Raw genomic sequence first — 15,062 nt, 5'->3', positions numbered from 1 at the left:
ATCGACTATTACAATCGGGTACTAGCCAAACCTTTTAAATGGCTTTACCGTGGGAAAACAGTATAAGGCTATTAATTAAAGTATGTACCACTAGTTTACGCACAGATAGAGTCAGTCGTACCGCAATATTTATTGACCCTGGACGCTGCACGTGCAGTCGATTTGGTGACAGTTATTTTGGTCACCAACGCTATTATCGTAATGGTAGCCCAACTGTATCTGATACCATTGCTGGCAAATACACCACCTGAGCAGCGCATTACAATTGGGGCGCTGATTTTTGCAGTTTCCCAGATACTATTTGGGTTCAACGAAACGGCAAGTCCACTCTGGTGGGGTGGATGTGCAGTGATCTTCAGCATTGCGGAGGCCATTCTGTTACCTAATTTGAGCATTCTACTAGATCGTCTGGCTCCGGAACGCTATCGGGGCGCTTATTTAGGTGCCTCAACATTAGTAATACTTGGACTCTCATTAGGACCGTTTGTTGGTGGCTTGTTGCTGGAATTGTGGGGAAAAGGCGTATTTTTCGTCATGTCGCTATTTTGCCTGTACATTGCAGCCTTAATGTTGACAAATAAGAAAAAAATAAGAATAAGACTGGATGAATAAAACATGATAAATAACATTACCTTGATAACTGGCGGCGATCGTGGTATCGGTCGGGCAACGGCAATATATCTGGCAAATAAAGGACATAAAGTTTGTATTGGGTACCGCACACGTAAAGACTGCGCTCATGAGGTTTTAGAAAAAATTCGTCATACAGGTGGTACGGCCATCGCTATACAGGCAGATATCTCTAAGGAAGAACAAATTGTGGCGTTATTTCAGCAGATAGATAAAGAATTAGGACCAGTTTCAGGATTAGTTAACAATGCCGGAATATTAATGCCTCAAGCGTCAATAGAACAGTCAGACGCACAGCGTTTAGCCAGATTGTTTGCGACTAATGTCAGCGGCAGTTTTATCTGTGCGCGTGAAGCAGTCAAACGTATGGCGTTTCGTCACGGTGGGCAAGGTGGCGCTATCGTTAATGTCTCTTCTGCGGCATCTCGCCTTGGTTCTCCGCATGAGTATGTAGACTATGCGGCATCAAAAGGTGCCATCGATACAATGACTATTGGTCTGTCTCTCGAGGTCGCCGGGCAGGGTATTCGCGTCAATGCCGTTCGTCCTGGTTTTATCTATACCGACATGCATGCCGATGGCGGCGAGGCGGCCCGGGTCGACCGGGTTAAAGATAGTCTACCGATGAAGCGCGGCGGCCAGCCGGAAGAAGTGGCTCAGGCTATAGCATGGTTATTGTCTGATGAGGCTTCTTACGTGACGGGCAGTTTTATAGATTTGGCCGGTGGGAAATAAGGTCTATAAGCATGCTCACGAGGTAGAGGACCACAAGTCACCCATTACGGTGACTTGTGGTCCTTCTTAAAAGCCGTTGTATGCATATAATGCTTCCCCTATCAATGGTGGGAAGCCCTATCTTTATAGAACACATAATGTTGCATGCAACAATTTGTTGTGTGTATACCCGTTAGCGTTCCTCAGCCATACAGGAAAAAATCAGTACGCCATATTCTGTTTCCCGTACGAAGCATCACGCCCAGCTTGAAGTGCTACCACCTCAAGATACAAGAAAAGCATCCTAAAAATAGTTCTCTCGCTCGTAAAATTGGTCACAATGTAGTCTTAACGTACAATAATTTTCGATATCCAAACTGACCCCTTCTATCGGCATTGATGTAATCCACCATTTCCAGACTGGTCATGGTTGGTGCTTCTGTTACAGGAAGATTTACTTTCTTGGTCGCTACTAATTTCATAGGGTAACTAATTGTTAAGGTTTATTCGCTTGTTGTTGGGTGGAAATGGGGGTATGAGTTGTTGTGAATATGTTCGTTTTTGTTGGAGGTGGTTATGCCGATAAACCCGCGAGATCCATTTAGAACTAATTATCCCCTTGTGAAGAACAGACGAGTTTCCCCTGCTCAAGCGAGCATTATGCATTCACAAACTCATTCTCTCGGTGCTGGTATTCTTGACGTATATTTAGCTTACTTAATTGAATGTAGATTCTTAAGTGCGGATAGAACCGGAGTTTTAACCATTAAGGCAAGGTTTCTCGACTTAGCTTATGAACCTTATATTAATTTGCCAAATGTAGAAAAATATCTATACCTTCTTGGATTTACTCGCGCTCTCGCAACCAGCGGTGTTAGATACCTACAGACACGTTACCCAAATGTTCGGAGCTTACCCGATTATGAAAAAAACGTTTTACCCGCAATAAAACGAGCATGGGTTGCGAATCCCCCGTATTGATTTCCATGCAAACAGGTATAGGGTAACAAATCTGATTACTCAGAATCTGACTGACACTGCATCCTTATATACCCCTGCAACCCCAGAATCATTTGTTCTGAGGTGACAGGGTATTCTTCTCAATCTCTCGTATCGCCCGCTTATCCAGATTACACTGCTCAATAACCGCCAATAGTTGCACATTCAACATGAGGCTGTCACTCCATGTCATGGTGTCGGGAATGACTGGAGGCAAACAGTCAGCGAACAAAGATACCGTCAGGAATGTCATGCTGATAGGGGATGCTTTGGTGAAAAAATGAAAAAAAGACCCTAAAATCAGGGTCTTAATTATAAATCGATAATGATTTGGTGAGGTTTAGGGGGCTTTATATCATTCCCACTCAATGGTTGCTGGTGGCTTACCGCTGATGTCATAAACGACCCGCGAAATACCATCAACCTCATTAATGATTCTGTTCGATACACGACCCAAGAAATCATATGGCAGGTGTGCCCAATGAGCGGTCATAAAGTCGATAGTTTCTACCGCACGCAGGGACACAACCCAGTCGTATTTACGGCCATCACCCATCACACCCACAGAACGAACCGGCAGGAATACGGTAAATGCCTGACTGACTTTATGGTACAGATCCGCTTTATGCAGTTCTTCAATGAAGATAGCATCAGCTCGGCGCAATAAATCACAATACTCTTTCTTCACTTCACCCAATACGCGAACACCAAGACCTGGACCCGGGAATGGATGGCGATAGAGCATTTCATATGGCAGTCCCAGCTCCAGACCGATACGGCGCACTTCGTCTTTGAACAGCTCTTTCAGCGGTTCAACCAGACCCAGTTTCATATCTTCTGGCAATCCACCCACATTGTGGTGAGATTTAATCACGTGGGCATTGCCGGTTGCAGATGCCGCTGACTCGATGACGTCTGGATAAATGGTGCCCTGTGCCAGCCATTTAATCTGAGTTTGTTTCGATGCTTCTTCATCAAACACATCAATAAAGACATGGCCGATGGTTTTGCGTTTAGCTTCTGGCTCATCAATGCCCGCCAATGCAGACAGGAAGCGATCTTCCGCTTTAACATGAACAATGTTCAGGTCAAATTTACCTGCAAACATTTCCATTACCTGATCTGCCTCATTCAGGCGTAATAAGCCGTTATCTACGAAGACGCAAGTCAAACGCTTGCCAATCGCACGATCCAGCAGCAATGCAGTAACAGAAGAATCCACACCACCAGACAACGCCAGAATAACGTGATCGTCGCCAATCTGCGCACGCAGACGTTCCACGATATCGCCGATGATAGAAGCCGGAGTCCACAGCGCTTCACTTTGACAAATATCCAGCACAAAGCGTTGCAGGATATTCAGACCCTGATGGGTGTGAGTCACTTCTGGATGGAATTGCACACCATAAAAACGTTTTTCATCATTGGCCATAATGGCAAACGGGCAGGTATCCGTACTGGCAACCGTTGTAAAACCAGCCGGAATAGCGGTGACTTTATCACCATGACTCATCCATACATCCAGCAAAGGTTTGCCATCTTCGCTCAGGGCATCCTGAATATCACGGAACAATTCACAGTTATTTTTGATCTCAACCTGCGCATAACCAAATTCACGCTCATCAGAATTGGAAACTTGCCCTCCCAGTTGCATGGACATGGTTTGCATGCCGTAGCAGATACCCAGCACAGGCACACCCGCATTGAATACATATTCCGGCGCGCGTGGGCTATCGTGTTCGGTTGTGCTTTCTGGGCCACCAGAAAGGATAATACCATTCGGGTTAAATTCGCGGATTTGCTCTTCAGTGACATTCCATGTCCAAAGTTCACAATAAACACCAATTTCACGAATGCGGCGGGCAATAAGTTGAGTGTATTGCGAACCAAAATCAAGGATCAGAATGCGATGCTGATGGATATTAGTTGTCATTTGAGGTGAGTTCCAAAAAAACAAGTGGCAATTAAAAAATAAAAATCAGTGGCCCGATGATGGGCCACCCTAAATAGATTACAGACCCAAACGGTAGTTTGGTGATTCTTTAGTAATCGTCACGTCATGAACGTGGCTTTCCTGAATACCTGCACCACTGATACGAACAAATTCTGCTTTCGTTCTCAGTTCATCAATGGTTGCACAACCCGTCAGCCCCATACAGGAACGCAGGCCACCCATCTGCTGGTGGACGATGTTTTTCAACAGGCCCTTGTAAGCCACACGACCTTCGATGCCTTCAGGAACCAGTTTGTCAGCCGCATTATCAGTCTGGAAATAACGATCAGAAGAGCCTTTGGACATTGCGCCCAGAGAACCCATGCCGCGGTAAGATTTGAACGAACGGCCTTGGTAGAGTTCAATTTCACCCGGCGATTCTTCTGTCCCTGCCAGCATAGAACCCACCATCACACATGATGCTCCCGCTGCAATCGCTTTAGCGATGTCACCAGAGAAGCGAATACCACCGTCCGCAATAACCGGAATGCCAATACCTTCCAGCGCTTCAACCGCGTCTGCAATGGCAGTGATTTGAGGAACACCCACACCGGTAACAATACGGGTCGTACAAATAGAACCTGGGCCAATACCCACTTTCACTGCGTTTACACCCGCGTCTACCAGCGCCTTGGCGCCTTCACCCGTCGCGACGTTACCGCCGATGATTTGCAAATCAGGGTATTTAGTGCGAGTTTCACGAATACGCTGCAATACCCCTTCAGAATGGCCGTGGGAAGAGTCAATCAGCAGTACATCTACCCCCGCAGCAACCAAGGCATCAATCCGCTCTTCGTTGCCAGCACCTGCACCAACCGCAGCACCAACACGCAAACGGCCTTCTTCGTCTTTACATGCGTTTGGCTTACGTTCCGCTTTCTGGAAATCTTTCACCGTAATCATGCCAAGCAGGTGGAATTCATCATCAACAACCAGCGCTTTTTCAATACGTTGTTCGTGCATTTTCTGCAAAACCACTTCACGCGCTTCGCCTTCTTTTACCGTCACCAAACGTTCTTTAGGTGTCATCACCGCAGTCACGGGTTGATCCAGATCAGTCACAAAACGGACATCACGGCCGGTAATGATCCCCACCAACTCGTTTGCTCCTGTTACCACCGGATAACCCGCAAAGCCATTACGTTCAGCCAGCTCATGGACTTCGCGCAGCGTGGTTTGTGGCGTGACAGTTACCGGATCGGTCACGACCCCGCTTTCATGTTTCTTGACACGACTGACTTCTTCCGCCTGACGCTCAATCGACATATTTTTATGAATGAAGCCAATGCCCCCTTCCTGTGCTAATGCGATTGCCAGTGAAGATTCCGTCACGGTATCCATGGCTGCAGAAAGCATAGGTACGTTCAGGCGAATGGTGGAAGTTAATTGAGTGGACAAATCTGCTGTATTAGGCAAGACTGTGGAGTGGGCAGGAACCAATAATACATCGTCAAAAGTTAATGCTTCTTTTCTAATTCGTAACATGGGCAATATCTCACCAGGCTATGGAGCAATAAGAGGGATAAAATATTGCCGCGGCATTATACAGGCCGAAATCGGTTGCCTCCAGCCTTTTTTGAAAAAAATTCTTGCTTAGTCGTATGATGAGATTAATATCTGTCGATTAAGTCCTTGTTTTAAAATTTGATCTAGCTCACATGTCACGACCAAACCAGACCGGAATTTTTTCTGTTAGCCGTTTAAATCAAACTGTTCGCCAGTTGTTAGAGCTGGAAATGGGCAGAATTTGGTTATCCGCCGAAATGTCCAACTTTTCTCAGCCATCATCAGGGCATTGGTACTTCACCTTAAAAGATGAACGAGCACAAATTCGTGCCGCCATGTTTCGAAGTCACAACCTGAAAGCAACGTTTCGTCCACAAAATGGGCAGCAGGTATTGGTTCGGGCACAAATTACCCTGTATGAGCCCAGGGGTGACTATCAACTGATTGTGGAAAGTATCCAGCCTGCCGGGGACGGTTTGCTGCAACAGCAATTTGAAATGTTGAAGCAAAAACTCTCTACAGAAGGTCTATTTGATCAAATTCATAAAAAACCACTGCCCTCGCCGGCAAAACGACTCGGTGTTATCACTTCCGGTAGTGGCGCAGCCCTGCACGATATTCTGAATATCTTAAAACGCCGTGACCCTTCCTTGCCCATTATCATCTACCCTACCGCTGTTCAGGGCGATGAAGCGCCATTACAGATTATCCGGGCAATTGAACTGGCAAATACACGCCAAGAGTGTGATGTTCTGATTGTCGGGCGTGGCGGCGGTTCGCTGGAGGATTTGTGGTGTTTCAATAATGAACAAGTTGCGCAGGCGATATTTCAGAGCGACATCCCTATTGTCAGTGCTGTGGGACATGAAACCGATGTCACCATTGCAGATTTTGTCGCTGACTTACGTGCCCCGACACCTTCTGCGGCGGCTGAGTTAGTCAGCCGTAACCAGACAGAGCTATTGCGGCAAATACAATCCCTGCAACAACGTCTTGAAATGGCAATGGATTATTTCTTTGCCCGGAAACAACGGGTATTTAATCTATTGCAACACCGTCTCCGGCAGCAACGTCCTGATTTGCGATTGGCACGTCAGCAGAATTATTTTGCTGAGTTACGCCAAAAATTGATTGATAGCTTATTACATTGTCTAAAACAGCACTCAATTTCCTATGAGAAGTTAAATCAGCGGTTGTTGCAAATCCACCCTGAGCGAGACATTCAGTATTACAATCAATCTGTCCAACAGTTTGATTTTCGTTTAAAACAGGCCATTGAACGACAATTAGGGCGTTATCGGGAAAAATTTGCTGTTTCCTGTTCGCGCATGGAGGCTGTTAGCCCGCTGGCAACATTGAGTCGCGGTTACAGCATCAGCGAGGTATCTGGCGGGAAGTTGTTAAAGCAGGTTAAGCAGGTAAAAACGGGGGATAAGATGAAAACACGCTTGCAGGATGGTTGGGTTGAGAGTCAGGTGACGCAGGTGACAAAGGTCAGCAAAAGAAAGAAATTAAATTAGTCTGGGTATATTCGATTAATTAGGGGGTTATGTTGAAAATTGCCCCCTGCACAGCTTTTTTTCTATTTTTCTGGTTGATGAATGTTATCTTTATTCTATACTTAGTTTGTTGATGAAATTATTTCGCCAAGTTATATTGGGAAATAGGTTCGCGTAAATACCTAAAACTCTCAAATAGAGCAACCAAGCATTATATTTAAAACAATCTAATAATAAATATGAATTTCTAAAGAAATAGTTGATTCCTCCAATACATGGGGATGGATCAGCATGTTTTATTACACACAACATTAAGTAGTGAGGTAGTTATGACAGATTCAATTCCAACAGAAACAGGTCAACCTATTGATCCAAGTTTGGCTGGTGATATAGGAATTCTTATTAGCAATATCGCAGGAACAATCAATGGGTTATTAAAAATATTGAATGATGCTGATGTTATTTCAAATGACACAGTGAAAATCGTCACCACCATCATAAGTGATTTGGCTGAGGCTATTAAAAAAATCATTGGTACTCTACTTGGTTAAGTAGAACTTATAAATAAATAACCACTCTGGTAAATTTTCTGGCGTGGTTATTTGTCCGGATAGCTCTTATTATTCTCTATCGACAATTAAATTAGGTTTTCTCAATTATTTTTCCCTGCCCAACTAACAATATTTTCATTCCACACTTAGCAGTAAAATCACACACAATAATTAAATAACGAGGTAGCCATGAAAGAGTTAACAAATGCAACAACGAGCTTAGCTCTCAGTGAACAGATGTTGTCAGATATCAATGATGCCCTCGATAATATAGGAAGATTACTTAAAGATATATTTAAATTATTGAAATATTTTAACATTATTTCCAGACACACCCTAACAATAATAAATAAATCTATAGATGTGGCAATTTCAGATATTGAATTGATATTGTCCATATCTAATCCCAATGTAGATAGTTAGTTAATATTACACACCTATATTATTTATAATTAATCAAATTCATATTGATACCAATCAAAAACAAGATTACATACAGAGTGTCTTAATTTTCAGATAATGCAAATTATAAAAGCAAGAGAAAAATAAAATAGATTTAGCAAAATAGCGGTGAAGATTCACCGCTATTTTTATGTGGCTATTTAAGCTCTATTAAAATATCAGAAACGAATTTCTGCTCCCATAACGTAGGTTCGGCCGCGCGCGGTTTGGGTTTTAGTATCTTGTTCTGCTAAGAATGCTGATGAATTCATACGATTCAAAGCATCAGAATAGTTTCGATTAGTTAGATTTTGAATGGAAAATTTAACTAAAATATTTTTATTAATCTCATAATCTGTATATAAATCAAAAATAGTCGGTATTTTATCATCCTTTAACATTTGTACTGGCATAAAACCTTCTTCATTCAATTCCATTGAAGCATCCTGATGAGAAGATTTTCCTGTATATTTTGCAATAGCGCCAATACGCATTTTTTCATCAAATAAGCGTATTCCCATATCCAGAGTTGCATAGCGTTCCGGCAATTGAGATGCAGGACTTGCACCGAAAATAACTGACGAGATTGAAATTGGCTGCTGTGTTTTTTGCTGGCTATATGCTAACGTACTGTAAAATATACCCGCATCATAATTCATTGAAAGCTCATAACCACGCATAGTGACTGGTGTCAAACTATTACTATAAATGTACATATTGAAATTAGGATCAATACCAGACCAGTCTCCATCTGTCAGTGTTCCATCATTCTTACAAATTCGCCCTTCTGCACAGAGCAGATAAGATTCACTAAAGATGTAATTTTTAATTTTGGTATGAAACATAGTCGCTTTCAGGCGAAATGAATCCCCTTCCACGATTAAGTTTGGACGATAACTATTAAATCCAATTTGATAGGTCTCTGCCTTTTCCCCTTTCAGGAATGGATTAATAGAATTGCCGCCTTCATTGGAAAAAAATATTTCCTGAGCATTCGGTGCCCGCATTGAATGGGTATAACTTACAAATGGTTGAAATTCAGGAATAATTTCCGCCGACAATAAAATACTTGGATTAAATCCACGCTCTTTTAAATTTAATTGAGCCTCCCCTCGCGGGAAACAATTGATACGTTTATCACAGGCAGGTTTTAATCCTTTTACACTATAATCCTGATAGTTTAGCATCAGATCAGCAGTGTAAATGCCACGTTCAATTTTTAACTTACTATAAATGCTGGCAATATCTTGCTTACCACTTGGGGAAAATCCATTGTTTTCACGCATTTCACCATCTGTTTTTTCATCCGGCGAACTGGTACCAATGTTTTTACGATATTCAGTTCGCATCCATTTGCTGCCAAGCGTGAATGCAAAATCAGTATCAGCATAATTGAATCGGCTGGTATTACGGATATTGATAGAATCGGAGCGACTTTTTGCTTCACTCGCGCTCAATACTCCCGTTGCACGATCTTGCAAACGTTGTTGACCATTACTGGTGCTGATCATAATTTTAGTATCTACTAACTCAGTAAACGGGGTGTAGTGATATTTCAAATAATAATCATAGTTATCAATATGACGACGGTTAAATTTATTATGATAAAGACGACTACTTAATTCCAAATCATGAAACTCATTGGGTTTAATATTTAATTTCATTAATTGAGAATTGGGCTTTTGTTTGAATGTGTTGCTTGTACCAAATTCCTCACTACTGATACCATCGGCATTTCTATAATGGGCTTCAATATTATGTCCACTGAAAGCGAATAAAGCGCCTAAAGAACCTTCTGGGCTGAATGCCTGTGTTTTTCCTGCAACAGCCATCATACCACTTCGACCGATGCCATTATTGCCATAGGTCCATTTAGTGCGAACGCCCAGATTATTGCCCTCGAATACAACATCATCAACACCAATGGTGCGGAAATTGGCACTTCCTACCAAAGCATTAATAGAATCAGCGTCATCAGCTTGCCCACGGGCAATATCTACTCGCACAATAAAGTTAGGATCAACCAAAGCGCCAAATTGGTTATAAGGCTGGTTTCCATGTCCAAATTCACTCGGCGCTGAACCATAAAAACTTTGGCTGACACCATCCACCATCATATTAACGCGACCGAAACCACTTAAACCGCGAATATTAACACCCACAACGCCTTGCCCCTGACTCGCATCCAGTTGAGTGTAAGTCCCCGGCAAACTGCGTAATATGCTGTCCACAGATTCCAATTTATTATCTTCGCCCACAGAACTATAAGCTCCGGGTTTTTCCATCGCTTCAATCTGAGGTGCATTCTTATTATCTTGAGAGCCTGAAACTTTCAGGCTGCTGAATCGCACGACTTTTTCTTTTGTATTATCATTTTCAGCATAAGCGATGCCCTGAAGCCCAATCAGCATTGCGCTGGCTCCAGCTATTTTTGCCACAGTTTTCATTAAAATATCACCTAAATTAAAAAAGTTTTGATTGACTACTCACACTGCTTCACAAATTTGCGTAATAAGAACCCCATGACGCTGATAAAAGTTATCAGCGCCTTGAGTCATTATTGGCTATTTTTTATTAGTCTTCTAATTCTGGAAAATACGTTTTAGCATCATCCAACATTAATAAGAAACTGTAATCGAAGGCGATATCATTCAGACGATTAAACCGCCCTGATTTCCCACCATGACCGGTATCCATATTTGTCTCTAACAGTAGCAGACTATCGCCTTGTTTCATTTCCCTTAATTTCGCGACCCATTTTGCCGGCTCCCAATATTGCACTTGAGAGTCATGCAAACCTGTCGTGACCAACAAATGAGGATAACGCTGGTGCTGAATATTGTCATAAGGGCTATAGGATTTAATATGGAAGTAATCTTCTTTATTATTTGGATTACCCCACTCTTCATATTCACCCGTGGTTAATGGAATGGATGAATCAAGCATCGTGGTCAACGCATCCACAAAAGGTACTTTTGCAATGACGCCACGATAAAGTTCTGGCGCCTGATTAATCACCGTGCCCATTAATAAACCGCCCGCACTGCCACCTTCTGCATAGACGCGCTTGCTATTACCGTAACCATCCGCAATCAGGGTCTTGGTCACATCGATAAAATCGTGGAAACTGTTCATTTTGTTCCCAAGTTTCCCTTGCAGATACCAATTTTTACCTAAATCCCCCCCACCACGCACATGCACTAATGCGTAGACAAATCCACGATCCAACAAACTTAACAGTGCTGAACTAAAATAAGGGTCCATGCTGATGCCGTAAGAACCATAACCGTAAATCAGGATCGGGTTCTCACCTTTTTTAAACAAGGACTTGCGGTATACCAGAGAAACCGGCACTTCCACGCCATCCCGCGCTGTTACCCAAATACGCTGGCTGGCATAATTTTCTTTGCTGAACCCTTTAACTTCCTGTTGCTTCAATAACTCGCGTTCACCCGTTTGCATATTCCATTGGAATACGGAACTGGGTGTTGTCATTGATGAATAGCTATAGCGCAAGAAATGGGTATCGGGTTCTGGGTTATAACCCAATGATGCCATATAGGCCGGATCATCGAATTGAACACGCTTCTCCTGCTGCGTTTGCCAATCAATCTGGCGGATTGATGACAATCCTTTCGTGCGTTCCTGTAAAACTAACCCCTTGTTGAACAGGGCAAAATTTTCCAGATCGGTATTTTCCTGTGGCGTAATCACAGTTTCCCAAGGTTTATTGATAGCATTTGTCCGATACAGGCCAAATAAGGGATTTTCATGATTAGAACGGATATAGAATTGCCCACGGAAATGGTCGAGGTCATATTCACGCTCCGCCTGACGAGCAGAAAAAACCTGCGGTTCTGATTGTGGCTTATTGGCATCAATCAGCCGATATTCCGAACTCGAATAACTGGTACTCGAAATCAAAATATAGTCCAGTGAGGTACTTTCCGAAATTGACAGATAGAAGCGCTCATCTTCTTCTTGATAGACTTTTTGATCCCGCTGGCTATCAGTGCCATATTGATGGCGGAATAACTGATAAGGCAGTAATGTTTGTGGATCCCTGTGCACATAGAATAGCGTTTCACCATCGTTCGCCCACAAAATATTGCCGGACGTGTTTTCTATCACATTATCCTGCCAGTCGGCATCGGCAAAATGCTTAAACGAGATCTTGTAGTTACGGCGACCTTGGGTATCCTCCGCCACAGCAATCCGCTGGTTATCTAATGTAACCGCAAATCCGCCCAGTTGATAAAACGTATGGCCCTTTGCCCGCTCATTGCCGTCAACCATAATCTGCCAATCATTTGAACTATCAACCGGCTTGCGTTGATAAATGGGGAAATCTTTTCCTGCCTCGTAAACGGTACGATAAACATACCCATTATAGGTATAAGGAACGGACTGATCTTCTTTACTCATTCTGTCAGCCATTTCGTTATAGAGGGTTTTACGCAATTCCTGGCCCGATTTCAGCATTTGCCCGGTATATTGATTCTCCGCCTTTAGGTAATCAATAACGTTTTTATCCTGACGATTGTCATCACGTAGCCAATAATAGTTATCAACACGAACATCTCCGTGCGTTTCTATTTTATGCGGCTGTTTTGTGGCCATAGGTAGCATCCTATTTTCCTCCATTGCGGTAGTGGCAACACTGTGACCCAATAAACTACCAACGAGCAAAAAGCCAAGCACCATTCTTTTCGCTGTCTTATGCTGTGACATGCCATCAATCCTGTATTTTTATTGAGATAAATAAAAATCTATCGGCAGTTCAACGGTGATCCTGCCATGAGTTAAAATGACGTCGGGTGGCTTAGGTAAAGGCTGTGACCTTTCCAGCACCATCCTCGCTTCCCTGTCCAGTGAATTAGTGCCTGAACGTCGCGTTAATTCACTGTCGATCACGGTGCCCAGTTGGTTTACCGTAAATTTCACCATCGGCCGCCCTGTTCGCTTTCTTCTCTGGGCATCGGGCGGATATTTTTTATAGCGGTTCAGGTGTCCCGTGATTTCTGCCTGCCAAACGGCTTTGGCATCCGCAATGGCGTCAGAGCTACTTTCATATGATGCAGCCGTGCGAGCGGTGACATTATTCGCCTTTGCACTACTGGTCGTTGGCGCAGCACTACTGCGAGATTTTTCGCTTTCTTGCTCTTTGGCTTTCACTCGCTTAACGAGCTGGGTTTTCTTGGGTGCATCTTGTTCTTTCTTTTGTTTCTTCGGCTTATTCACCAACAGCAGGGCGTTTTCATTTACCTCTAATTTTGGCATGTTAATTTCATCAACTTTGCTTTCTTGCTGCTTACTGGCAACAGATAGCTGCTGTTCAATGCCAATCGGCTGTACGTGTATTTTATGGATGGCTTCCGTCTGCGTTGACAGTTCCACCATCACCGCGGGAGGAGGAAGAAACTCCTCAATATCGATATCTTTGGGTTTGTGGATCAGCCATCCTACGAACAAAGCGTGCAGTGTGATCGCAGCAAAAAAAGATTTTGTCACATGGCCTGTGTGAGCATTTTGATACGTGGTGTACGTCAGCATCTCTTATAGCACATTATGTCAATAATAAATTGCCATGAATGATAATCAATTAGATATATAAATGAAAACTATTTTTATTTATTTGCTCCTCACATCCTTGTGATAATTAACATTATTGGGTTATCTTTTCGCTCACTTTTGGCGTAAACCAGACAAAATCAGCATATTCGCTATCCAATGAAACACCCTGTTCAGCAATGACAAATACAACTACTTTTTCATTTGGCGCGATTTTCTTCACATGCTGAGGGACTCCCATCGCTTTTACCGCATGATACCCACCTGCAAATAACACAGCCGGTGAGGGTGCTTTAACCAATTGTTCAGCCATGCGTTGATCGCGCATTTGCTGAATCTTGGTCATGGCAGAAAGGTGTTGCTCATCGATATTTCCACCGTGGGAATTTTTAATCGTTGCTTCGATGCGTTTTTTGACATCATCAGAAACCAGTGAAGTTCTGTCTCCAGCCCGGTGATCTTTATAGGCTTGATCGACTTCACGGCGATTCAGGTTTGCCGCCAGCAAGGGATAAGGGGCTTTCATCAGCGCCATGACTAAATCACCGTACCATTCCCACGGCCAGCCTTGCTGCCACGCCAATAATTGTTGGATGCGTTCTTGCCTGACGATCGGATTCCCCTGCAACCAGCTTTTCACTTTATTCACTTTTTCTTGCTGATCCGGGTTAATCATTTCCAGTAATACGGAACCATGAGGACGCTTTTTTCCCAGTTGTTGCACTAACCATAACTCGATTTGGTGATGGTAAGGGTTGTCATGTTTTTCACCCACAATAACACGCGGATAATTCGCCAATTGTTCCAGCAGTTGATCTGGCGTGATTGCTGCGCCTGTTTTCATATCTAGCACGGCACCCGATTGCATTAACTCATCAGGAAGAATGACTTGGGCGCTATTTTGGGCACTATTTTTGGCACTCTTTTGAGCACTGTCTGGCGTGACGGTACAACCCGCGAGAATACAACTGCCAAGCAGGAAAGAACCGGTCAAAAAAGTCGATCTTATACGGGTAAAAGTTTTCATAACTTAAGGATCATTAAATGTGTTATTGAAAGAAAAATTGCCCGCATACTATAGATAATGAGAATTATTTACAAATAAAAACCCTGTTAAGCATCACCTTAACAGGGTCATTTATGCGTTCATTCCAAATT

12 protein-coding genes are annotated in these 15,062 nt (G+C 43.2%); 5 read left to right on the top strand and 7 right to left on the bottom strand.

All coding sequences use genetic code 11. The annotated features are described in order from the left end of the window. Positions 1-132 precede the first annotated feature (132 nt). Positions 133-612 carry an MFS transporter gene (locus PSI17_RS06535; RefSeq protein ID WP_337927206.1) on the top strand — a complete coding sequence of 160 codons (480 nt, stop codon included), beginning with the start codon at positions 133-135 and terminating at the stop codon, positions 610-612. Positions 613-615: 3 nt separating this feature from the next. After that, positions 616-1,365 (top strand): SDR family oxidoreductase, encoded by a 750-nt coding sequence (locus PSI17_RS06530; protein WP_273551198.1) that lies wholly within the window; start codon positions 616-618, stop codon positions 1,363-1,365. 1,048 nt (positions 1,366-2,413) lie between these two features. Here the strand turns inward: PSI17_RS06530 and lysC are convergent. The 3 genes from lysC to guaB form a co-directional block, all read right to left on the bottom strand. Then, on the bottom strand, positions 2,414-2,596 hold the full coding sequence (gene lysC, locus PSI17_RS06525) for an Rz1-like lysis system protein LysC (protein ID WP_273551197.1): 183 nt from the start codon (positions 2,594-2,596) through the stop codon (positions 2,414-2,416). A 102-nt stretch (positions 2,597-2,698) separates the two neighbouring features. Next, on the bottom strand, positions 2,699-4,276 hold the full coding sequence (gene guaA, locus PSI17_RS06520; RefSeq protein ID WP_273551196.1) for a glutamine-hydrolyzing GMP synthase: 1,578 nt from the start codon (positions 4,274-4,276) through the stop codon (positions 2,699-2,701). Positions 4,277-4,354: 78 nt separating this feature from the next. Then, positions 4,355-5,821: an IMP dehydrogenase gene (gene guaB, locus PSI17_RS06515; protein WP_273551195.1), complete on the bottom strand. Its 1,467-nt coding sequence runs from the start codon at positions 5,819-5,821 to the stop codon at positions 4,355-4,357. 173 nt (positions 5,822-5,994) lie between these two features. Here guaB and xseA point away from each other — a divergent pair, with 173 nt between their 5' ends. The 3 genes from xseA (at position 5,995) to PSI17_RS06500 (ending at position 8,315) form a co-directional block, all read left to right on the top strand. Further along, positions 5,995-7,362 carry an exodeoxyribonuclease VII large subunit gene (gene xseA, locus PSI17_RS06510; protein ID WP_273551194.1) on the top strand — a complete coding sequence of 456 codons (1,368 nt, stop codon included), beginning with the start codon at positions 5,995-5,997 and terminating at the stop codon, positions 7,360-7,362. Between the two features lie 308 nt (positions 7,363-7,670). Further along, positions 7,671-7,892, top strand: coding sequence for a hypothetical protein (locus PSI17_RS06505; RefSeq protein WP_273551193.1), 222 nt, complete (start codon positions 7,671-7,673; stop codon positions 7,890-7,892). A 189-nt stretch (positions 7,893-8,081) separates the two neighbouring features. Then, positions 8,082-8,315, top strand: a complete 234-nt coding sequence (locus PSI17_RS06500) for a hypothetical protein (RefSeq protein WP_273551192.1) — start codon at positions 8,082-8,084, stop codon at positions 8,313-8,315. Between the two features lie 197 nt (positions 8,316-8,512). Here the strand turns inward: PSI17_RS06500 and PSI17_RS06495 are convergent, their stop codons facing one another. The 4 genes from PSI17_RS06495 to PSI17_RS06480 all read right to left on the bottom strand — a co-directional run bounded on the left by PSI17_RS06495 (position 8,513) and on the right by PSI17_RS06480 (position 14,931). Continuing rightward, a complete protein-coding gene (locus tag PSI17_RS06495; protein WP_273551191.1) occupies positions 8,513-10,780 on the bottom strand; it encodes a TonB-dependent receptor domain-containing protein in 2,268 nt (755 codons plus the stop codon). A gap of 127 nt (positions 10,781-10,907) precedes the next feature. After that, positions 10,908-12,962, bottom strand: coding sequence for a S9 family peptidase (locus PSI17_RS06490; RefSeq protein ID WP_273551201.1), 2,055 nt, complete (start codon positions 12,960-12,962; stop codon positions 10,908-10,910). 120 nt (positions 12,963-13,082) lie between these two features. Further along, positions 13,083-13,886, bottom strand: a complete 804-nt coding sequence (locus PSI17_RS06485; RefSeq protein ID WP_273551190.1) for a TonB family protein — start codon at positions 13,884-13,886, stop codon at positions 13,083-13,085. Positions 13,887-13,998: 112 nt separating this feature from the next. Beyond that, positions 13,999-14,931, bottom strand: a complete 933-nt coding sequence (locus PSI17_RS06480) for a ChaN family lipoprotein (protein WP_273551189.1) — start codon at positions 14,929-14,931, stop codon at positions 13,999-14,001. Positions 14,932-15,062: the final 131 nt, after the last annotated feature.

The sequence above is a fragment of the Xenorhabdus sp. IM139775 genome, from assembly GCF_028598745.1.
Lineage (GTDB): Bacteria > Pseudomonadota > Gammaproteobacteria > Enterobacterales > Enterobacteriaceae > Xenorhabdus.
The sequence above is the reverse complement of the archived record's forward strand: the minus strand, read 5'-3'. Positions and strand labels throughout refer to the sequence as shown.

Coding starts and splice junctions, on each gene's coding strand:
- PSI17_RS06530 (WP_273551198.1), top strand. CDS start 616: ATGATAAATAACATTACCTTGATAACTGGCGGCGATCGTGGTATCGGT.
- lysC (WP_273551197.1), bottom strand. CDS start 2,596: ATGACATTCCTGACGGTATCTTTGTTCGCTGACTGTTTGCCTCCAGTC.
- guaA (WP_273551196.1), bottom strand. CDS start 4,276: ATGACAACTAATATCCATCAGCATCGCATTCTGATCCTTGATTTTGGT.
- guaB (WP_273551195.1), bottom strand. CDS start 5,821: ATGTTACGAATTAGAAAAGAAGCATTAACTTTTGACGATGTATTATTG.
- xseA (WP_273551194.1), top strand. CDS start 5,995: ATGTCACGACCAAACCAGACCGGAATTTTTTCTGTTAGCCGTTTAAAT.
- PSI17_RS06505 (WP_273551193.1), top strand. CDS start 7,671: ATGACAGATTCAATTCCAACAGAAACAGGTCAACCTATTGATCCAAGT.
- PSI17_RS06500 (WP_273551192.1), top strand. CDS start 8,082: ATGAAAGAGTTAACAAATGCAACAACGAGCTTAGCTCTCAGTGAACAG.
- PSI17_RS06495 (WP_273551191.1), bottom strand. CDS start 10,780: ATGAAAACTGTGGCAAAAATAGCTGGAGCCAGCGCAATGCTGATTGGG.
- PSI17_RS06490 (WP_273551201.1), bottom strand. CDS start 12,962: ATGCTACCTATGGCCACAAAACAGCCGCATAAAATAGAAACGCACGGA.
- PSI17_RS06485 (WP_273551190.1), bottom strand. CDS start 13,886: ATGCTGACGTACACCACGTATCAAAATGCTCACACAGGCCATGTGACA.
- PSI17_RS06480 (WP_273551189.1), bottom strand. CDS start 14,931: ATGAAAACTTTTACCCGTATAAGATCGACTTTTTTGACCGGTTCTTTC.